The 20,583-nt window shown below is 52.7% G+C and carries 18 protein-coding genes and 2 tRNA genes; 16 read left to right on the forward strand and 4 right to left on the reverse strand.

What is annotated here, in order from left to right; all coding sequences use genetic code 11:
• Positions 1 to 206 precede the first annotated feature (206 nt).
• Genes pxpA through pxpB form a run of 3 tightly spaced genes read right to left on the reverse strand, consistent with a single transcriptional unit; the run spans position 207 to position 2,510 of the window.
• Positions 207 to 944 (reverse strand): 5-oxoprolinase subunit PxpA, encoded by a 738-nt coding sequence (gene pxpA, locus LVJ85_RS03745; RefSeq protein WP_244741577.1) that lies wholly within the window; start codon positions 942 to 944, stop codon positions 207 to 209.
• Positions 934 to 1,863 carry a biotin-dependent carboxyltransferase family protein gene (locus tag LVJ85_RS03750; RefSeq protein WP_244741579.1) on the reverse strand — a complete coding sequence of 310 codons (930 nt, stop codon included), beginning with the start codon at positions 1,861 to 1,863 and terminating at the stop codon, positions 934 to 936. The genes pxpA and LVJ85_RS03750 overlap by 11 nt, the downstream gene beginning before the upstream one ends.
• Positions 1,860 to 2,510: a 5-oxoprolinase subunit PxpB gene (gene pxpB / locus LVJ85_RS03755; protein WP_244741582.1), complete on the reverse strand. Its 651-nt coding sequence runs from the start codon at positions 2,508 to 2,510 to the stop codon at positions 1,860 to 1,862. The genes LVJ85_RS03750 and pxpB overlap by 4 nt, the downstream gene beginning before the upstream one ends.
• Positions 2,511 to 2,689: 179 nt before the next feature.
• Here pxpB and LVJ85_RS03760 point away from each other — a divergent pair, with 179 nt between their 5' ends.
• The 9 genes from LVJ85_RS03760 to prmB all read left to right on the forward strand — a co-directional run bounded on the left by LVJ85_RS03760 (position 2,690) and on the right by prmB (position 14,045).
• On the forward strand, positions 2,690 to 3,451 hold the full coding sequence (locus LVJ85_RS03760) for an excalibur calcium-binding domain-containing protein (protein ID WP_244741584.1): 762 nt from the start codon (positions 2,690 to 2,692) through the stop codon (positions 3,449 to 3,451).
• Positions 3,452 to 3,684: 233 nt separating this feature from the next.
• Positions 3,685 to 5,406: an arginine--tRNA ligase gene (gene argS / locus LVJ85_RS03765; protein WP_244741587.1), complete on the forward strand. Its 1,722-nt coding sequence runs from the start codon at positions 3,685 to 3,687 to the stop codon at positions 5,404 to 5,406.
• A 140-nt stretch (positions 5,407 to 5,546) separates the two neighbouring features.
• On the forward strand, positions 5,547 to 6,593 hold the full coding sequence (locus tag LVJ85_RS03770; protein WP_244741589.1) for a hypothetical protein: 1,047 nt from the start codon (positions 5,547 to 5,549) through the stop codon (positions 6,591 to 6,593).
• A 222-nt stretch (positions 6,594 to 6,815) separates the two neighbouring features.
• Complete coding sequence (locus LVJ85_RS03775; RefSeq protein ID WP_244741592.1) at positions 6,816 to 7,418, forward strand: LemA family protein; 603 nt, start codon at positions 6,816 to 6,818, stop codon at positions 7,416 to 7,418.
• Positions 7,419 to 7,429: 11 nt separating this feature from the next.
• A complete protein-coding gene (locus LVJ85_RS03780) occupies positions 7,430 to 9,220 on the forward strand; it encodes a M48 family metalloprotease (RefSeq protein WP_244741594.1) in 1,791 nt (596 codons plus the stop codon).
• Positions 9,221 to 9,476: 256 nt separating this feature from the next.
• Entirely contained in the window at positions 9,477 to 10,880 is a 1,404-nt protein-coding gene (trkA, locus tag LVJ85_RS03785) for a Trk system potassium transporter TrkA (protein ID WP_244741596.1), read from the forward strand.
• Positions 10,881 to 11,034: 154 nt separating this feature from the next.
• The gene (locus LVJ85_RS03790) at positions 11,035 to 11,652 is read left to right on the forward strand and encodes a phosphoribosylanthranilate isomerase (RefSeq protein WP_244742997.1); all 618 of its coding nucleotides are present in this window, start codon (positions 11,035 to 11,037) and stop codon (positions 11,650 to 11,652) included.
• Positions 11,653 to 11,845: 193 nt separating this feature from the next.
• Positions 11,846 to 13,048, forward strand: coding sequence for a tryptophan synthase subunit beta (gene trpB / locus LVJ85_RS03795; RefSeq protein ID WP_244741598.1), 1,203 nt, complete (start codon positions 11,846 to 11,848; stop codon positions 13,046 to 13,048).
• A 97-nt stretch (positions 13,049 to 13,145) separates the two neighbouring features.
• Entirely contained in the window at positions 13,146 to 14,045 is a 900-nt protein-coding gene (gene prmB / locus LVJ85_RS03800; protein WP_244743001.1) for a 50S ribosomal protein L3 N(5)-glutamine methyltransferase, read from the forward strand.
• A 105-nt stretch (positions 14,046 to 14,150) separates the two neighbouring features.
• Here prmB and LVJ85_RS03805 read toward each other — a convergent pair whose 3' ends face one another.
• A complete protein-coding gene (locus tag LVJ85_RS03805) occupies positions 14,151 to 14,774 on the reverse strand; it encodes a CoA pyrophosphatase (RefSeq protein ID WP_244741601.1) in 624 nt (207 codons plus the stop codon).
• A 186-nt stretch (positions 14,775 to 14,960) separates the two neighbouring features.
• Here LVJ85_RS03805 and LVJ85_RS03810 point away from each other — a divergent pair, with 186 nt between their 5' ends.
• From LVJ85_RS03810 to LVJ85_RS03840, 7 genes are all read left to right on the forward strand, one after another.
• On the forward strand, positions 14,961 to 16,808 hold the full coding sequence (locus LVJ85_RS03810) for a hypothetical protein (RefSeq protein WP_244741604.1): 1,848 nt from the start codon (positions 14,961 to 14,963) through the stop codon (positions 16,806 to 16,808).
• A gap of 104 nt (positions 16,809 to 16,912) precedes the next feature.
• Positions 16,913 to 17,503 carry a lipoprotein insertase outer membrane protein LolB gene (gene lolB, locus LVJ85_RS03815; protein ID WP_244741606.1) on the forward strand — a complete coding sequence of 197 codons (591 nt, stop codon included), beginning with the start codon at positions 16,913 to 16,915 and terminating at the stop codon, positions 17,501 to 17,503.
• A gap of 21 nt (positions 17,504 to 17,524) precedes the next feature.
• Positions 17,525 to 18,385: a 4-(cytidine 5'-diphospho)-2-C-methyl-D-erythritol kinase gene (gene ispE, locus LVJ85_RS03820; protein WP_244741608.1), complete on the forward strand. Its 861-nt coding sequence runs from the start codon at positions 17,525 to 17,527 to the stop codon at positions 18,383 to 18,385.
• 9 nt (positions 18,386 to 18,394) lie between these two features.
• Positions 18,395 to 18,470: transfer RNA gene (locus LVJ85_RS03825), tRNA-Gln, on the forward strand.
• 9 nt (positions 18,471 to 18,479) lie between these two features.
• Positions 18,480 to 18,555: transfer RNA gene (locus LVJ85_RS03830), tRNA-Gln, on the forward strand.
• Positions 18,556 to 18,766: 211 nt separating this feature from the next.
• A complete protein-coding gene (locus tag LVJ85_RS03835; RefSeq protein WP_244743004.1) occupies positions 18,767 to 19,753 on the forward strand; it encodes a ribose-phosphate pyrophosphokinase in 987 nt (328 codons plus the stop codon).
• A 67-nt stretch (positions 19,754 to 19,820) separates the two neighbouring features.
• Positions 19,821 to 20,393 carry a 50S ribosomal protein L25/general stress protein Ctc gene (locus tag LVJ85_RS03840; RefSeq protein ID WP_085356045.1) on the forward strand — a complete coding sequence of 191 codons (573 nt, stop codon included), beginning with the start codon at positions 19,821 to 19,823 and terminating at the stop codon, positions 20,391 to 20,393.
• The last annotated feature ends 190 nt before the right edge of the window (positions 20,394 to 20,583 follow it).

The following is a 20,583-nucleotide window of genomic DNA, read 5'->3' on the forward strand; positions in this document are numbered from 1 at the left end:
TGTTGTCGTTCCCGCAAAATTGCCGTGAGCGATGACGGCAATGTGTTTTTATTTTTTGATGCTTTTCAGTCTGATGGTGTGTGTTTATCAATGGGCTGTGAAGTGTTAGCGCGCCCTTATGGTTTGTTATGAAATGTCAAAAAAGACAAGAATGTTTAAACAAGACAGCCGTTGTTATGATTGGTTCAATGTAAAACGGGATATTTTCAGACGGCCTGTATGGCAATCTGTCGGGCTTGGAGTGCGCGGCTGATTTTGTCGGCAAATTCGAGTGCATGGGCGCCGTCTCCGTGCAGGCAGATGCTGTCGGCGCGCACGTTGACCGTACTGCCGTCAATGGCGGTAACCGTGCCTTCTTTAACCATCTGCAAGACTTGGGCGATGGCTTCTTCGTCGCTGTCCACTTGGGCGTTGGCTTGCGAGCGGGGCACGAGTTTGCCGTCGGGCAGGTAGCGGCGGTCGGCGAAGACTTCGGAAATCACGCCCAGCCCGGCGGCTTGTCCGGCTTCGAGCAACAGGCTGCCGGAGAGTGCCATCAGTTTCAGTTCGGGGTTGAAGCAGCGCACGGTGTCGGCCACGATTTCGGCCAGCCCGGCATCGGCGGCGGCTTGGTTATACAAAGCGCCGTGCGGTTTGACATAGGCCATCTGAACGCCTGCCGCATCGCACAAAGCCTGCAACGCGCCGAGCTGGTATTGGAGATAAGCGCGCAATTCCTGTTCGGGCAGTGTCATGTTGGTACGGCCGAAGTTTTCGCGGTCGGGATAGCCCGGATGTGCGCCCACCCGCACGCCGTATTGTTTGGCCCATGCCAGCGCTTTTTGTATTTCCGCCGCACTGCCGGCATGGAGGGCGCAGGCGATGTTGGCTGATGAAATGCGCTGCATCAAGGCGTGGTCGTTGCCGCAGCCTTCGGCTAAGTCGGCGTTTAAATCAACGTGCATTTTCCGCAATCCTTTTGATTTGGTTGAGATAAATTTGGTTTTGTTTGAGTAGGTTGGCGGCGTCTTGTATGGAGGCCGTCTGAAAAAAGATTTTGCTGCCGAAGCGGATTTGAGCCAAACGCCCTAAGTCTGCGGTAACAACCGAGGCGATTTTGGGATAACCGCCGGTGGTTTGTGCGTCGGCCATCAAGATAATCGGTTTGCCGCTCGGCGGTACTTGTATGGTGCCGAATTGGACGGCGTGGGAAAGCATTTCCAACGGCTCGGCGGTGGAAAGTTCCGCGCCTTCAAAACGGTAGCCCATACGGTTGCTGCTGCTTTGCAGCGTCCACGCGTTTTGCCACAGCAGAGAATGCGAGCGTGGCGTAAACGCATGGTATTCGGAAGAGGGAACGGCGCGGATGCGGTGCGACGGCGCGGGCGGGGCGATGCCGACGCGCTTGGCTTCGGCGCCGTGTATGTTGAGCGGAATACAGTCGCCTTCCTGAAGCCTGCGCCCTTGAAAACCGCCGAAAGCTGCCTTCAAATCGGTGCTGCGCGATCCGAATACTTCCGGTACGTCGAAACCACCGTAAACACACAGATAGCCGTACATGCCCTGTACGGCGCGGATAAGCTTGAGCGTTTGGCCGCGCCGCGCGGTGTAACGCCAATAGGAATAAACCGGTTCGCCGTCGAGTTCTGCCTCGTACACCGCACCGGTAATGCAAAACGGCGTATCGTGCTCAAACGATACGGTCAACCCGCCCAGCGCGATTTCCACCGCCGCCGCGTTTTCGGGATTGCACAACAGCAGATTGCCCGCGCGCAGGGAAAGCGTGTCCATCGCTCCGGCATGTCCGACACCGAAACGGCGCAAACCGAAACGCCCCAAATCTTGGATATGCGCAAGGGCGGGAGCTTGGATAACGTGCATCATAAGCAGATCCTTTCCGCTACAAAACGCACCGTATCGCCCGCTTGGAGCAGGGTAGGCGGGTAAGAGGCCGTCTGAAACAAAGGTATTTCGGTGCGCCCGATAATCTGCCAGCCCCCGGGAGAGGCAAACGGATACACGCCGGTTTGGCTGCCGCCGATGCCCACCGAACCGGCGGGTACTTCGGTGCGCGGCACGGCGCGGCGTGGGGTGTGGAGGTATTCGGGCAAACCGCCCAGATAAGGAAAGCCGGGCTGGAAACCCATCATAAATACGGTGTACACAGGCTCGGTGTGGCGGCGCACGATTTCCTGCGGTGTCGTGGAATGAAAGCGGGCAACCCCGCTTAAGTCCTCCCCGTATTCACCTCCGTAAACCACAGGGATTTCAACATGCCGACCTTGTTTGCGGCGAACGGAAACGGTCGGCCACAACGCATACAGTGCCTGCGTGCATTCGGCCAAGTCTGCATCGCTGTGCAGAAACACGGTAAGGTTGTTCATGCCGGTAACGGCTTCGGCGGTTTGTGGCATTTCCTGAACGGCATCGGCAAATGCCCACAGCCGCTGTTGCTTTTCCAACACAGTAGGCGGCGGAAGCGTGCATACCAATGCGGATTCGCTGATGGGGGTAATCTCGATTGCAGACATGATTTGTAGCGTTTTGTTATTTTATGTAGTGATTTTATCTTAATCTTTTCAATGGGTTTGTCAAGGCCGTCTGAAAAAGCCGTTTTGAAGCCCGCCAAACAGAAAAAATAAGGTGTGTTTGGCACCGGTTTCTTTTAAAATATAGCGATTGCATAAAGACAAAATTAAAAAGGGAAAGCATGCGCTATTACGGAACCATTATGCGCTGGGACTACGAGCTCGGCTTCGGATTCATCAAAGAAGAACAAACTAAATCTGAAATTTTCGCCCACATCGGCGAATTTGAAACCGAAAACCCGCCCCCGCGCGACGGCGAAACCGTATCCTTTGATATCGTCAGCAACAGCCACGGTACGGAAGAAGCCAAAAACATCGAATATACCAACCGCCGCCGCAAGCCGGTTGAGGTTGAGTGGGAAGCAGAAGAAGATTCGCCGAAAAACCTGTCGCTATGGCTCAAAGGCATGGTAGCGGCCTTGGTGGGTATTCCCTTGTTGGGCGCGGCAGGTTACTACGGCCTAAGCTATTGGCAGGATCAGCAAACCCACAGCCGCGCTACTGAAGTGATTGTTGATGAAGTGGCCGACAAAATGATGGCCGAACGCGAAGCATGGAAACGCGCGGTAGAGTCGTCAGGCCGCAAACGCGATGCTTCTCCGTTTCAGTGCGACGGGCGGACATACTGCTCGCAAATGAAGTCTTTTGCCGAAGCACAATATTTCCTGCAAAAATGCCCCGATGTGAAAATGGACGGCGATAACGACGGCATTCCGTGTGAAGAAGAGTTCGCTTCGGAAATCAAGCAGGCAGGCATGGACAAGCGTAACGACGACAGCATAGGCGCCAAGCTGGCCGGAATGTTTAACGGCAGCGACGAAACCAAAGAAAGCCGCAGCGGCGGCATTTGGTCTGACGGCGACAACCGCAATAAGAAAAAATAAAGCATCATTAGTTGTGAAATCGCAATAAGCACGAGGCCGTCTGAAAACTTTTTCAGACGGCCTTCCTCGATGGTATGCAATGGTCGGAAGAGCCCAATATCCCGTCGGGCAGTTTGTGAAAGAAAAAGGTGTTTCGGACGGCCGATTTCTTTTAAAATAACGCCATTCCGAATCAGGGCCGTTTTATACGGCCTTTACACTTTCTATCTATATCCAATCAGCAGAGCATTTACATGAATCTACATCAAACCGTTGCCCGTGAAGCAGAACAGGCCTTTGCCGCCGCCGGAATCTCCGGCGCGCCCGTGGTTTTGCAGCCCGCCAAAAATGCCGATTTCGGCGATTTTCAAATCAACGGCGTGATGGGTGCCGCCAAACAGGCCAAAAAAAATCCGCGCGAGTTGGCGCAGCAAGTTGCCGCCGCTTTATCCGGCAGCAGCGTGATTGAAAGCGCCGAAGTGGCCGGCCCCGGCTTTATCAACCTGCGCCTTGCCCCCGCCTTTCTTTCAGACGGCCTGAAAAAAGCTTTGGCCGACACGGCGCGTTTGGGCGTGGACGAAGCGGAGCACAAGCAAACCGTCGTCATTGATTATTCTTCGCCCAACTTGGCCAAAGAAATGCACGTCGGCCATTTGCGCTCCAGCATTATCGGCGACAGCATCGCCCGCGTTCTCGGCTTTTTAGGTCACAAAGTTATCCGCCAAAACCACGTCGGCGACTGGGGCACACAATTCGGCATGTTGGTCGCCTATATGGTGGAGCAGCAGAAAGACAACGCAGAGTTCGAACTGGCCGATTTGGAGCAGTTTTACCGCAATGCCAAAGTGCGCTTCGACGAAGACGCCGCCTTTGCCGACACCGCCCGCGAATATGTGGTAAAGCTGCAAGGCGGAGATGAGCACGTTTTGGCGTTGTGGAAGCAGTTTGTCGAGATTTCGCTGAAGCACGCACAGAATGTGTACGACATGCTGGGCTTGCTGCTCACGCCCGATGATGTGGCCGGAGAATCCATTTACAACGACGATTTGCAAACCGTAGTCGATGACTTGACTGCCAAAGGTTTGGCCGTGGACGACGACGGCGCGAAAGTAGTGTTTCTAGACGAATTTAAAAACCAAGACGGCGATCCGGCTGCCTTTATCGTTCAAAAACAAGGCGGCGGCTTTCTCTATGCCAGCACCGATTTGGCCTGTATGCGTTACCGTGTAGGCCGTCTGAAAGCAGACCGTTTACTGTATGTGGTTGACCACCGCCAAAAACTGCATTTCGAGCAGCTTTTTGCCACTTCGCGCAAAGCCGGCTATCTGCCCGAAAACGTACAGGCCGAATTTATCGGCTTCGGCACCATGATGGGCAAAGACGGCAAGCCGTTCAAAACCCGCAGCGGCGATACTGTGAAGCTGGTGGATTTGTTGAATGAAGCAGTCGAGCGTGCTATCGCTTTGGTAACAAGCAAAAATGCCGATTTAAACACAGATGAAGCGGCCGGCATTGCCCGCGCCGTCGGTATCGGTGCAGTCAAATACGCCGATTTAAGCAAAAACCGCGCCGGCGATTATGTGTTCGATTGGGACAATATGCTCAGTTTCGAAGGCAATACCGCGCCTTACCTGCAATACGCCTACACCCGCGTACAAAGCGTGTTCCGCAAAGCAGCGGAGTGGGACGAAACCGCCGCGCCCGTATTGACCGAGCCGCTGGAAAAACAGCTTGCCGTTGAACTGCTGAAATTTGAAGACGTGTTGCAATCTGCCGCCGATACGTCTTATCCGCATTATCTGGCGGGCTATCTCTACCAAGTTGCCACCCTGTTCAGCCGTTTTTACGAAGCCTGCCCGATTTTGAAAGCGGAAGGCGAAACGCGTAATACGCGGCTGCAACTGGCCAATCTCACCGGAGCTACCCTGCAAAAAGGCTTGGAACTGCTCGGAATCGAAACGCTGGAAGTGATGTAAGCGTTGCCGTGCCGTCGGATATTAATGTATTATTGGATACGATATGCAAAAGCGGTATAATAATGCCGCTTTTATTTATTCCGCTTTTAGAGTGGATTTTTTTATTCTAAAACTTCATAAACGAAATTGGATTGATAACAATGAAATCAAAAAACACGTTAACACTGCTCACTTTAGCCACCGCCTCTTTTCTGACCGCTTGCGGAAGCGGCGGCGGCAAAGCCCCCGAAACCATGCCTGCACCTGCCCCTAAACTGGAGCAAGAAAAAACACCGGAAAAAGGCAAAGAGCAAGGCAACGAAAAAGCACCTGAAGTTGCGCCTCCCGCTCCCAAAGCTCCTGAGAAAAATCCTGAAGCACCGAAACAGGATAACAAACCGCAGAAGCCCGAAGTTGCTCCTTCCGCACCCCAAGCTCCCGAGAGAAAGCCTGATACACCGAAACGGGATAATCAACCGCAGCGGCCTGAAGTGAGTAAAACAGACGCAGAAGTTTTCAACAAACTCAGGGTGGAAACCGAAGAAAGCGGTGTGAGTGTGGAAAACCTTTTCCATCTGGTATTGAAGGAAGGAACCGGCAAAATAGACCTAGGGATTATGCAGCCGCATGCTTTTATCGGTGATCCCAAAGTGGAAACATTGAGAGACTTGGACGGTAAGCTGGTCGGCTACTATGGTTACGCCCTTGTCAGCGAGCAGAAAAGAGGTGAAGAGAGAGCAGATGATGAAAAAATATTTTCTACCAACCGCCACTTCTTCCTCCGGTCTGCTGATTTAAGTCAACGGCAGCTTCCGGCCGGCTCGGGTGATATAACTTACACAGGTAAGATGTTTTACCAATACAACAAAAATCCCAACCCTGCAGAAGAGGCTGTGGTGTCGGCAAAATATTCAGGCAAAAATCAAAGATTGAGCATGACTATATCCGGTAAAGACGGTCAATGGAGGCTGCAGGAAGGTAAAAACGTATCAAATCCTAATACATCGGTTTTTGTGTTTTCAAACGGTATCGTAGGCGGTAATTTGGCTTTTCGCGGGAATGCAGACGATAAATTCAGACCTGACGGTACATTTACCGGAGGCTTTTATGGCAAAAACGGCAGTGTACTGATCGGTGATGCGCAGTCTGAAGACAGAGACAATGGCTGGAAAGGTGTGATCGGTGCTACCGCCGTGCCTGCGAAATAAGCCGGCTTTCATGTTTGACTAAATGATATTGGCTTAACAGGCCGTCTGAAAATATTTTCAGACGGCCTGTTTGTATGTGGAAATAACAGGGTGCGGGCAGGATTTAAAAACCTGGCGGAAAGGAATGAAACGCGGGATTGTGCAGCGTGCTTTCCTTTCTGTCATTCTTGAGGGTAATATCCTGTTAAGATGATGAAATAATATGACATTAAGGAGTGGGCAGTGACTTGGCTGGTTTTATTATTCTTGGTCGGCGTTTTGGTGGTGTTGCCGATTGTGATTTACAACCGTTTGGTGCGGGCGCGCAACGAATATCGGAATGCGTTTGCGCAAATTCAGGTTCAGCTCAAGCGCAGGCATGATTTGATTCCGAATTTGGTGGAAAGCACGCGGGCTTATTTGGAGCATGAAAGCCAAACGCTTGAAGCCGTGATTCAGGCGCGCAATCATGCGGCGGGGCTGTTGGAGTCGGCGGCTTCGAGTTCGGTGGGCGACAATGCTGCCGATATTATTTCTTTGGCGGCAGGCGAGCATCAGTTGAGCGTGGCGTTGCGCAATTTGAGCGTTACCGTGGAGGCATACCCCGAATTGAAGGCCAATCATTCGGTGCAGGCTTTAACCGAAGAGCTGGCCGGGGCGGAAAACCGCGTGGCGTTTGCGCGTCAGGCATACAACGATGCGGTGTTGGCCTATAACAACGCCCGCGAAACGTTTCCGGCTTCTCTGTTGGCCGATTTCTTCGGGCACAAACAAAATGCGGCGATGTTGCAGTTTGACGACCATGCGGTTATCCGCCATGCGCCGCAAGTCGATTTCCGCCGTTAAGCCGTCGCATCATGCGTTTCCGTAAATATCAGCAAGAAGCCCGCCGTATCAGCGGCAGGCTTTTGTGGTTGTATGTGTTGGCCGTGGTTTTCGTAGCCGGTATTACGGCTTATATCACGGCCTTTCTTTCTTCGCTTTATATCGTTCCGCCAAGTGAAGGAACGGGCATTGCGCATCATCCTACGGTTTTTTGGACGGTGTTTGCGCTGATGATTGCCGTGATTGCGGGGGCGGGCTGGATACGTTTGCGCCAGCTTTCGGAAGGCGGGCATGTGGTGGCGCAGGCACTCGGCGGCGTGCGCATTACCCGCACTTCGGCAGGGCTGTCGGAGCGCCGTTTGCTGAATGTGGTGGAGGAAATGGCGATTGCTTTGGGCGTGCGTATGCCTAAGGTGTACATTTTGCCGGAGTGGAACCTGAATGCTTTTGCTGCGGGCATGAGCGAACGTGATGCGGTTATCGGCATCACGCGCGGTGCGGTTCAGGCGTTTAACCGCGATGAATTGCAGGCGGTGGTGGCGCACGAATTCAGCCATATTCTCAACGGCGATATGCGCCGCAACATGCAGCTTTGCGGTTGCTTATACGGTTTGCAGATGATTACGAGCCTCGGCCGTTTTTTTGTGCACGGCGATACCGAAGGCTGGTTGAGAAGCGTTGACCGCCGCGGTTTACCGACCTTTTTTCTAGGCTTGGTTTTGCTGTGCATCGGGTTTATCGGCTCGTTGGCGGCAGGCTGGATTCAGGCGGCCATCAGCAGGCAGCGCGAGTTTTTGGCCGATGCTTCCGCCGTTCAATTTACCCGTCAAAGCGACGGTTTGGCTTCCGCACTATATAAGGTGGCGGTGGCGCCGAACAGACGGTTTAGCTCTCCCTTTGCGGCCGAATACGCGCACTTTATGTTTGAAGGCGTGCATGAAGCCGATATTTTCGACAAGCTGGCGGCGACGCATCCCGATATTTATCTGCGGATTGAGCGGCTGAGTCCGTTTAAAGCGCGGCGTTGGAAAAGTGAAATCCGCGAAGCGCAATCCGTCAGCACCGATTTCTTTTACGTTACTTCTTCTTTTGCTTCTTTTTCAGACGGCCAAACCGATTTTTCGGCTGCGGAGGCGGAATATGATCAAGCGCGCCTCAACCGGCAAACTGCCGATGACATCCGCGCATACGACCTTGAAGCAGCAGGGCGGGTGGCAGAGTTGTTGCGCATTGCACCGAGGCATTGGTTGAGCGCAGAAGGCGACGGCGAACGCCTGTTTGTTGTCTTAACCGCTTTGTTTCTGCCGCAGGCCGTAGAGCGGATTGCCCAAATTTGGGAAACGGCGTTTCCGTTGCGCGCGGCGTTTTATCGGCGCTTGCGCCAACATCCGCTGCCTCAGCCGCTGCACCGCGCTTTGCTCGAGTATCTGCTGCCCTCGGCTGCTACCTTAACCGAACCGGAAAGGCAGAGCCTGAAAAACGACTTATACAGCCTCGTTCAAAACGAAACGCTGCAACCGTCTGCCGCGCTGTTATGGCTGGAAGCTGCCGCATGGCTGGAATGGTTTAAGCGGCCGGAGCATGAAAACGACTACAACATTCACACCGCAGCCACACAAGCCTTGAAGGCGTGGGCGGCAGAGGGAGGCCGTCTGAATCATTTGGCTGCCCGCGAACTGCCGCAAACCTTGCACAGGATAGCGGGCTTGGAACGCCGCGAACGCTCGCAGATTGGCGAACATTGCCGCCGTATCTTGGCTGAAAACGGTGCGGCAGATTGGTCTGAGCAGGCGTGGGCTGTGGTGAAGATATATTGCCGTTGACTCGGTGCGTTTTTTGATTTTGCCGACAAGCAGCGGCTTTCTCTTTGGTACGCCTGACCCGTTCGGGTGGAAAGTTATTCATGTGCTGATGTCGCATCAGATTGTTTTAAAAACACATCAGGCCGTCTGAAAACAATTGCCGAATATGCACATGATGGTTTTTGCCTGATATATCGCCGTATAAATTTCAGACGGCCTTTAGCCGCTTCCGCCTTTGGTTTAGAATACAGACTTTGTTTCAACCGATACCCGTAACGTGAAAATACTGATACTCGGCAGCGGGCAGGTAGGTTCTACCGTCGCCCAAAATCTTGCTTCCATGCCCGGCAACGATGTCACCATTATCGATATAGACGAAAATGCCCTGCACAACATCGGCAGCCGTTTGGACGTTCAAACCATGCTCGGCAACGGCGCCTCGCCTTTGGTGTTGAAGCGCGCCGGAGCTGCCGACGCCGATTTGATGCTGGCGCTGACCCGCAGCGACGAAACCAATATCGTCGCCTGCAAATTGGCCGCCGACCTGTTTAATATTCCCGGCCGCATCGCCCGCGTGCGCTCTACCGACTATTTGGAATACGGCGCGCCCGGCGACGAAGAAGAAGGCAACAGCCTGTCTATATTCGACATTACCGAATCCATCAGCCCCGAGCAGCTGGTAACCGAGCGTTTGGTCGGATTAATCAGCTACACCAGTGCCTTGCAGGTGCTGCGTTTTGCTGACGACAAAGCGCGCATGGTGATTGTGCAGGCGCGCAAAGGCGGTTTGCTGGTAAATAAAGAAATTTCCCAAATCAACCGGCATCTTCCCGAAGGCGTGGACTGCCAAATCTGCGCCATCTACCGCAACAACCATCTCATCGTGCCGTCTGCCAAAACCGTGATTATTGAAGGCGACGAAGTATTTTTCGTGGCGGCAACCGAAGACGTGGCCGCCATCATGCGCGAGCTGCGGCCGAAAGAGCAGCAAAACCGCCGCATCATGATTGCCGGCGGCGGCAACATCGGCTACCGTTTGGCCAAGCAGCTTGAAACCCAATACGACATCAAAATCATCGAATTCAACCAGCACCGCGCCGAATGGCTGGCCGAACATCTCGACAATACCTTAGTGCTGCAAGGTTCCGCTTCCGACGAAACGCTGCTCGAAGCCGAATATATCGACGAAATCGACGTATTTTGCGCGCTGACCAACGACGACGAAAACAACATCATGTCGAGCCTGCTCGCCAAAAACCTCGGTGCCAAGCGCGTGATCACGATTGTGAACCGCTCCAGCTATGTGGACTTGCTCGAAGGCAACAAGATCGACATTGTCGTGTCGCCGCACCTGATTACCATCGGCTCGATTTTGGCGCACATCCGTCGCGGCGATGTGGTGGCGGTGCATCCGTTGCGGCGCGGTACGGCCGAAGCCATCGAAGTGGTGGTGCACGGCGACAAACACACTTCCGCGCTGGTAGGCCGCCGCGTTTCCGAAGTGAAATGGCCGCCGGGCTGCCATTTCGCCGCTTTGGTGCGCGACGACGAAGTGATTATGGGACACAAAGAAGATGCAATGATGGCCGACGGCGACCACATTATTTTCTTCGTATCCCGCCGCCGCGTATTGCGCGAGTTGGAAAAGCTGATTGAAGTGAAAATGGGCTTCTTCGGCTGACGGTAACGCGGTTGCCGCATGAGGCCGTCTGAAAACTTTGGCCGTGAGTTGTGAACATTTTTTCAGACGGCCTCAATAATATGCAAGTGTATGCAGCGGCGCATTCCGTATCGCGTCAATATCAATAAAAGTACCAACACTCAAGAGGCCGATGATGAACCCTATCCGCGTCAAAATCTGCGGCATTACCCGACCCGAAGACGCACTCGCCGCCGCGCAAGCCGGTGCAGATGCTATCGGTTTGGTGTTTTACGGCAAGAGCAAACGCTGCGTTACGGTGGCTCAAGCCCGCGAAATCGTGCGCGTGCTGCCGCCGTTTGTGAGCGTGGTGGCCTTGTTTGTCAACGAAGAGGCCGCGCGTATCCACGATATTTTGGGGCAGGTGCCGGTGGACGTGATTCAGTTTCACGGCGATGAAGACGATGCCTTTTGCGTGCAGTTCAGACGGCCTTACCTGAAAGCCGTGCGTGTGCAGAGCGCGGAAGATATTCAGACGGCCTGCACGCAGTTTCCCAACGCCCGCGCCTTGCTGTTTGATGCGTATCATCCGACCGAATACGGCGGCACGGGGCAGCAGTTTGATTGGACGCTGCTGCCGAAACAGCTCGATAAACCGTGGGTTTTGGCAGGCGGACTCACGCCGGAGAATGTAGCCGAAGCCGTGCGTATCAGCGGCGCGGCGGCGGTGGATGTGTCCGGCGGCGTGGAAGTTTCGGGCGGCATTAAAGACAGTGCCAAAATCGCCGCTTTTGTGGCGGCGGCCCGGTCGTAACAGGCATCGCGTTTTTAAATAGGTTACTCTGTGAGGCCGTCTGAAAGCGGTTTTGCAGTTTTTCAGACGGCCTCATATTGCAGGCTGCTTGATTTTAGATTTTTACAGATGCAGGCACAGAGCCACAGTTTGCGGTGCAGATTGTGCCGCATAGCTTGGCAAACAACCCAAGCGCCATTTTTTAGGAATCTTTATGCAAAACTACTCATTTCCCAACGAACAAGGCTTTTTCGGCGAACACGGCGGCGTGTACGTTTCCGAAACCCTGATTCCCGCCTTGCAAGAATTGGCCGAAGCCTACCGCGAAGCCAAAAACGATCCGGCCTTTTGGGAAGCATTCCGCCACGATTTAAAACATTACGTCGGCCGCCCCAGCCCGGTTTACCATGCCGCGCGTTTGAGTGAAAAACTCGGCGGCGCGCAAATCTGGCTCAAGCGCGAAGACCTCAACCACACCGGTGCGCATAAAGTAAACAACACCATTGGTCAAGCCTTGCTGGCCAAGCGCATGGGCAAAAAACGCGTGATTGCCGAAACCGGCGCCGGCCAGCACGGTGTGGCGAGTGCCACGGTGGCCGCGCGTTTCGGTATGGAATGCCACGTTTACATGGGCGCGGACGACATCCAACGCCAAGCGCCGAACGTATTCCGCATGAAGTTGCTGGGCGCTAATGTGGTGGGCGTGGACAGCGGCAGCCGCACTTTGAAAGATGCCATGAACGAAGCCATGCGCGAGTGGGTGGCGCGGGTGGACGACACCTTCTACATCATCGGCACCGCCGCCGGCCCTGCGCCTTACCCCGAAATAGTGCGCGACTTCCAATCCGTGATCGGCAACGAGGCCAAAGAGCAGATGCTGGAGGCCATCGGCCGCCAGCCCGACGTGGCCGTGGCCTGCGTGGGCGGCGGCTCCAATGCCATCGGCTTGTTTTATCCCTATATCGGCGAAGAAAACGTACGCTTGGTCGGCGTGGAAGCGGGCGGTAAAGGCGTGGATACGGACGAACATGCCGCGCCGATTACCGGTAAGGCCCCGATCGGCGTATTGCACGGTTTCCGCAGCTATCTGATGCAGGACGAACACGGCCAAGTGGTCGGCACCCATTCCGTCTCCGCCGGCTTGGACTACCCCGGCATCGGCCCCGAGCACAGCCACTTGGCCGACCTCGGCCGCGTCGAATACCATGCCGCCAACGACAATGCCGCGCTGGAAGCCTTTGATTTGCTGTGCCGGTACGAAGGCATCATCCCCGCGCTGGAAAGCAGCCACGCACTGGCGTGGGCGGTGGCCGAAGCGCCGAAAATGGGCAAAGACCAAGTGATTCTGGTGAATTTGTCCGGCCGCGGCGACAAAGACATCAATACCGTAGCGAAGTTGAAAAGTATTGAGTTGTAATTTAAAAGCGGGTTGAGGCCGTCTGAACATGCCGTCTGAAAACGGTTCGCAGCCCGCCCGAATCCATGATGATTTTTATATTGAGTATAACGACATGATATTTTCCCAAGCCGCCGAACAATTATCTACCGTGCGCGATATTTTGCGCTTTGCTGTCAGCCGTTTTAACGAAGCCGGCCTGCATTTCGGGCACGGCAGCGACAATGCCCACGACGAAGCGGCCTATCTGATTCTGCACACCTTGAACCTGCCGCTCAACATTCTCGACCCGTATCTCGATGCCAAGCTGCTCGAAAGCGAAAAAGAAGAAGTGTTGGGCTTGATTGAAAAGCGCGTTGTCGAGCGTTTGCCTGTGGCCTATCTGACCAATCAGGCTTGGCAGGGCGATTTTGATTTTTATGTGGACGAGCGCGTGATTGTGCCGCGTTCCTTTATTTACGAACTGCTGGGCGAACCGTTGGCACCGTGGATCGAGCACGACGAGCTGGTTCACCGCGCTTTGGATTTGTGCACGGGCAGCGGCTGCTTGGCAATTCAGATGGCCTACCATTACCCCGATGCCGAAATCGACGCGGTGGATTTGAGTTTGGACGCTTTGGAAGTCGCTGCCATCAACGTGGAAGACTACGGCTTGGAAGAGCGTATCAACCTGATTCACACCGATTTGTTTGAAGGCTTGGAAGGCACTTACGATTTAATCGTGTCGAACCCGCCTTATGTCGATGCCGAATCGGTGGGAGCGCTGCCCGAAGAATACCTGCACGAGCCGGAGTTGGCGTTGGGCAGCGGTTCAGACGGCCTGGATGCAACCCGCGAGATTATTCTTAACGCTGCGAAGTTTTTGAATCCGAAGGGTGTGCTGCTGGTGGAAATCGGTCACAACCGCGACGTGCTGGAAGCGGCGTATCCCGAACTGCTGTTCACTTGGCTGGAAACCAGCGGCGGCGACGGCTTCGTGTTCTTGCTGACGCGTGAACAGCTGTTGGGCGAAGAGTGATTTTGATGTTTGGTTGGCACTATTAATATGATGTAAAAAGAGGCCGTCTGAAAACGAGTTATGCGAGTTTTCAGACGGCCTTATGCTATGAACCCGTTTCACGCTTTAAAACGACAAGCCGGAAGCGCCCGACGCCTGCCGGTATTGACGGTAGCGGTCAGCCAAATCATACAGAATCATCGCGGTCAGCCCCCAAATGTCGTAATGCAGATGAGGCAGGGCGGGGGTGTCGATGCGGCGGCCGTTGTGCGTAAGTGTGCGGTTTTGATAAGAACGTGTGTCTAAAGCGACGGGCAGCGGCAGGTAGAAAATTTCTTCTACTTCCGCAGCGTTCGGAAAAGTGGGCGGATTGCCGGTACAAAGCGCAGGTACGGGCGACACCACATAGCCGGAAGGCGTGTAGTAAGGTTGGAATTGCGGAAAGGTTTGCCAATGCTCGGCGCCGATGCCGGTTTCTTCCGCCGTTTCGCGCAGCGCCGTGTGGGTCAGGCTGGTGTCGGTTGCGTCTTTTCTGCCGCCGGCCAGCGCAATTTGCCCCGCATGTTCGGGCAGGGCGGCATTGCGGCGGGTAAGCAGAATCTGCCATTGGCTGTCGCGGCATACCATACCCAGCAAAACGGCGGCTTCGCGGGTGGCGGTCGGCGCGAACAGGGCATTGCGCCTCTTGGCCGCATCGGCGGGATAGCGTGCGGCTTGTTGTAAAAAACCGGCAAGTTCGGTATAGGTCATGTGTGTACCTGCTTATTGTGTTCAGACGGCCTATGTGCCAAGCCGAAAGCTTTACATATGTAATGATGATTTATGCAATATCAACAAAGCTTCATGCTTGTGATAAAGTATCGCACATCTGTTTTTCAGGATACAGGCCGTCTGAAAATAATGCGCCTGCTCCTGCACATATCGAAGGAAAGTTTTATGTTTTTGGGAAAAAACCGCATACGTTTTGCTGCACTTGCCGTGATGGCTGTGTTTGCCGGTCAGGCTTATGCACAGACCGAGGCGGCGAAGCAGCCGAAACATTCGGTGAAATCTGTGGTGGCGAGCAAAAGCCAATATACGCCTGAAGAGCGTGCTTTGGAATACGAACGCCGCTCCGGTATCGTTGAACGCGCCAACAATCTGTTTACGCTGCTGGGCGGCGAGATGGCGGTTCAGAAAGGCGATCCGGGCACGGCATTGGCGACTTATATCGTGATGCTCAACCGCACCAAAGATCCTGTTGTGGCCGAACGTGCGGTAGAAATGGCCGTTTCCTTGCGCGCCTACCAGCAGGCAGGGCAGATTTATCAAAAATGGCGCGAAATCGAACCCGTGCCGAGCGACGCCCAAAAACGCATGGCTTGGACGCTCGACTTAATCAACGGCAAATCGGAAGCCGTTGCCAAAGGTTTGGGAAGCGTGCTTGAGCGTGCCAACGAAGAGCAGGCCCGCCGCATCTTCTTGCTCTTGGCGCAAATGAGTCTGCAACAGTCGGGATTGGCCGACAAAGCCGGTAAAGAAATCCACAAAGCCGCCCAAAAATATGCGTCTATGCCCGAAGCGGCGATTGCCGATCTGATTTTAAGTGCCCAACGAGGCCGCGAGCGCGATGCCGTTCAGGCGTTGCAGAAATTGGCCAAGTTGGATACCAATATCCTGCCGCCCACCGAAATTACTTTGCGTTTGGTAGCGCAACACAGCCCCAAAGTGTTGCAGCGTTTTTTTGCCGAAACCGATACCGGCAAACTTTCGCCGGTATGGCAGGAGTTGGAAATCAGCGGCCTGATTGCCGACGGTAAACACGACAAAGCCTATCAGCGCCTGCAAACTTTGTTGAACGAAAGCCCTAATGCCGATTTGTATATTCAGGCGGCCATTTTGTCGATTACGCGTGAAGACGATATCTCGGTGGTCGGCAATTATCTCGACAAAGCCTACCGTATCGGCACCAGCGAGCAGAAGAGCAGGGCGGCGGTGATCGGTGCCATGCGTTATGCCGACATCAAAGATTTCAAGCAAGCCAAAGCATGGGTGGAGCGCATTACTTCTCCCGAGTTCAATTTCGATAAAGCCGTTTTGAAAGCCTCTATCGAAGCCGAACAGGGCAACGGCCGAACCGCTTTGGCGGAAGCCCGCCGCGCACAAAAACTGCCTGAAAAACAAGGGCGTTTTTTCGGTATGAGCGATATCCAACGTGTTTATCTGTTTGCCTTGAGCAAGCACAACAGCCCGCAGGAAGCGATAGCGGAGCTGAACGCTCTGGCCGCTGATGCCGAAAAGCAGCCCGACGGCAAAGAGCGTTTGTCCGACATCCTTTACCAGCGCGCCATGCTGTATGCGGATAAGCTCAACCGCCCGGAAAAAGCCGTGGCCGATTTGCGCCGTTATTTGGAATTAAACCCCGACAGCGCAGCAGGTATGAATGCACTCGGCTATACCATGTTTTCCCTGCCGCAATACGACTTGGAAGAGGCGTTTAAACTCATTCAGGCAGCCTACCAGCAAGAGCCTGAATCGGCAGCCATCAACGACAGCTTGGGCTGGGCATATTATTTGAAAGGCGATGCGCAAGCCGCGTTGCCTTATCTCGAATACGCCTTCGAGCAGTTCCCCGACCCCGAAGTGGCCGCGCATTTGGGCGAAGTATTTTGGAAGCTCGGCCAGCAGGAAAAAGCCAAAACGGTTTGGTCGCAAGGTTTGAGTAAAGACAACACCAATAGCGTTTTGAAAAAAACCCTGCAAAGACTGGGTGTGAAACTGCCTGTCAAAGCCAAGAAAAAATAATGCAAGAGGCCGTCTGAAACCGGTGTTTCAGACGGCCTTCATGTCAGATCATTGGCGGCATGTTCTATACAGGCCGTCTGAATTTCCAAACCCATAGGTATCTTATGAAATACACCCGTTTCAAATCGATATTACCCTTCGCAGCCTCGCTTATCTTGGCCTCATGTGCACAGTACCAAATGGCCGGCAAAGACAGCTGGCGTGCCCAGTCCGACATTCCCGATTTTGCCGCCGACGGGCGCTTGGCCGTCAAAATGAATGAAAAAGGCTCCTATGCCAATTTTGACTGGACTTATCAAAACCAAGTGCAAACCATTGATGTAAACACACCTCTCGGCAACACCATCGGCCAGCTCTGCCAAGACAGCCAAGGCGTATTGGCAGTGGACAGCAAAGGCAAAAAATATCAGGCCGATACCCCGCAGGAATTAAGCCAGCAACTGCTGGGCTTTGCCTTGCCGGTGCAATATCTTCATGTGTGGGCCAATGGACAATGGGTTAAAAACGCACCATACCAACTGCTTTCAGACGGCCGTTTGCAACAATTCGAATGGACGATTACCCGTTCGCTAAATTCAGACGGCACGCCGAAAATCCTGTTGCTGGAAAGTTCCAAGCTGACCTTAAGGCTGGTGTTCGACCAAATGACGCTTACGCGCGACACTCATGCCGCCAACCAATGCGCAGCAAGATAATTCAGGCAGTGAAGGAATAACATGAGCCAAACAGCCATTCTGGATCATGCCCAAGCATATCCTGCGCCAGCCAAACTGAATTTGGATTTGCGTATTACCGGGCGTAGGGAAGACGGATATCACAATCTGGAAACCATTTTCTGTTTAATTGATTTGCAGGACACGGTTTATCTCGCCCCGCGCAACGACAGGCAAATCATTTTACATACCCCCTTGCCGGATGTACCGCCCGAAGCAGATTTGACCTATCGTGCCGCCGCCGCATTGCAGCCTTTTTCAGACGGCCTTCAAGGTGTCGAAATCTGGTTGGAAAAACGCATTCCGATGGGCGGCGGTTTAGGCGGCGGAAGTTCCGATGCGGCTACCGTCTTGATTGCATTAAACCGGTTGTGGCATTGCGGCTTATCTACTCAGGAATTAATCGACATAGGCGTTAAACTTGGGGCGGATGTACCGTTTTTTATTTTCGGACGCAATGCGTTTGCAAAAGGCATAGGCGAGCAGCTGACGCAAATTGATATTCCGCAACAATGGTTTGTTGTAGTGAAGCCGCCCGTGCATGTCAGCACGGTTGTGATTTTTTCAAACGAGCACTTGACACGTGATTCCGAACCCAGCATAATGCCGACTTTCCAATCGCTGCGGCCTTTCAGAAACGATATGCAAGCGGTTGTACTTCAGGAATATCCCGAAGTAAGCAAAGCTTATAAAATGCTTGAAAAAATAGGCAAGCCCTTAATGACTGGTTCCGGAGCTTGTTTGTTTATGGCTTTCAATAATAAGAAAGAAGCATTGGCCGCTTTGCAGGAAATTCCAAAATGCTACGAATCATATTGCGTGAGAAGTCTCGATATTCACCCATTATTTGTAGCTAAAAGTTGATTGAAGTGTTGGGGAGTCGTCAAGTGGTTAAGACACTGGATTTTGATTCCAGCATGCGAAGGTTCGAATCCTTCCTCCCCAGCCAAGCCCTTATTGGGGAGTCGTCAAGTGGTTAAGACACTGGATTTTGATTCCAGCATGCGAAGGTTCGAATCCTTCCTCCCCAGCCAGTTAAAAAGCGTGTGAGTTTACTTGCACGCTTTTTACGTTGTCAGAAGGTCTTAAAGAGGCCGTCTGAAAGATAATCAATTAAGTGAAGAAGGGGCTTTGATGGTTGGCGGTTGGAGCGTATAATGGCGGCTCCGGTCTTTAGGCCAACGGCAGAAGGAAGCAATGATGTTTTCCGAGCACAACCCCAATATAAATCCAGGTGATGAAGATATGGCTGCATATGACAGTTTGATGGTTTTTACCGGTAATGCCAATCCGGAATTGGCTCAAAAAGTGGTTAAACATCTAGATATTTCCTTGGGAAATGCCTCCGTCAGCAAGTTTTCAGACGGAGAAGTAGCCATAGAACTTCTGGAAAATGTGCGCGGCAGAGACGTATTTATCCTTCAGCCTACCTGTGCGCCTACCAACGATAATTTGATGGAAATTCTGACCATGGCCGATGCTTTGAAACGTGCATCAGCCGGTCGTATTACAGCAGCTATCCCTTATTTCGGTTATGCCCGTCAAGACCGACGCCCCCGTTCGGTACGCGTTCCGATTTCTGCCAAATTGGTGGCGAATATGCTTTACTCGGCAGGTATCGACCGCGTATTGACGGTTGATTTGCACGCCGACCAAATCCAAGGTTTTTTTGATATTCCCGTAGATAATATCTATGCGACGCCGATTTTGATTAATGATATTCAACGTCAGCGTATTGATAATCTGACTGTGGTAAGCCCCGATATCGGCGGTGTAGTGCGTGCCCGAGCTGTGGCTAAAGTCTTGAATGCCGATTTGGCTATTATCGATAAGCGTCGTCCAAAAGCCAATGTGGCTGAAGTGATGAATATTATCGGGGACATTCAAGACCGAACTTGTCTGATTGTTGACGATATGATTGATACCGCCAATACCTTGTGCAAAGCTGCGTCTGCTCTGAAAGAGAGAGGTGCGTCAAGAGTGTTGGCTTATGCAACTCATCCTGTATTCTCAGGTGAAGCGGTGTCCCGTATCGACTCTTCCGATATAGACCAAGTGGTTGTTACTGATACGATTCCTTTATCGGAGTCTGCACAAAAATGCGAACGTATCCGTCAGGTGACTATCGCCGGATTGTTGGCGGAAACTGTTCGACGCATCAGTAATGAAGAATCTGTTTCATATCTTTTCAATGAAGATGTGTTAACTACCGGCAGTGTATTTCTGCCTTAATGTGAGCTGCTAGTAAGCTGGTCGCGGCTGAGCGCAGTTAATTTTATTTATTTTGGAGTTTTAAATTATGTCATACGAAATTCAAGCTACCGTTCGCGAAGCACAGGGCACTGGTGCGAGCCGCCGCCTGCGTCGCGAAGGTAAAACCCCCGCTGTATTGTACGGTGAAAATCAAGAGCCGGTTGCCATTGCAGTTGATCACAAAACCGTGTTCTATGCTTTGGAAAAAGAATCTTTCCACACTGCTTTAATCAAATTGACCCTTGATGGTAAAACTCAAGACGTGATCGTACGCGATTTCCAAATTCACCCGTTCCGTCAAGAAGTTCAACACATTGACTTCCAAGTAGTTGATGCTGCTAAACCTTTGCGTATCCGTGTACCTTTGCACGTAGTAAATGCAGAGACTTCACAAGCTGTTAAATTACAAGGTGGTCGAGTTTCATTGCTCAACACTACCGTAGAAGTTATTGCCTTGCCTAAAGATATTCCTGCTGCATTGGAATTGGATTGCGGTAATGTAGTAGCGGGTGATATTCTCCATCTGTCTGACATCAAGCTTCCTGAAGGCGTTGAAAGCGTTGCCTTGAAACGTAATGCTAACTTGGCAGTTGCTACCGTTACCGGTAAAAAACGCTGAGAATAATGATAATAAAAAATCCCACAGTTGGTTTGCTGTGGGATTTTTTATAGCTAAGAAAGTAGGGCTGCAAAAAAAGAGATTAGAAATGCTGTTATCTTTTGTTGCTAAATTTTATTATAAATAAAGTTAATATTTCAAATATTGTGTACTTTGGGTGTTCTTTACCTACCTTTTATCTTAGAGTTGC

It is taken from the genome of Neisseria sp. Dent CA1/247 (genome assembly GCF_022870825.1).
GTDB classification, from domain to species: Bacteria; Pseudomonadota; Gammaproteobacteria; order Burkholderiales; family Neisseriaceae; genus Neisseria; species Neisseria zoodegmatis.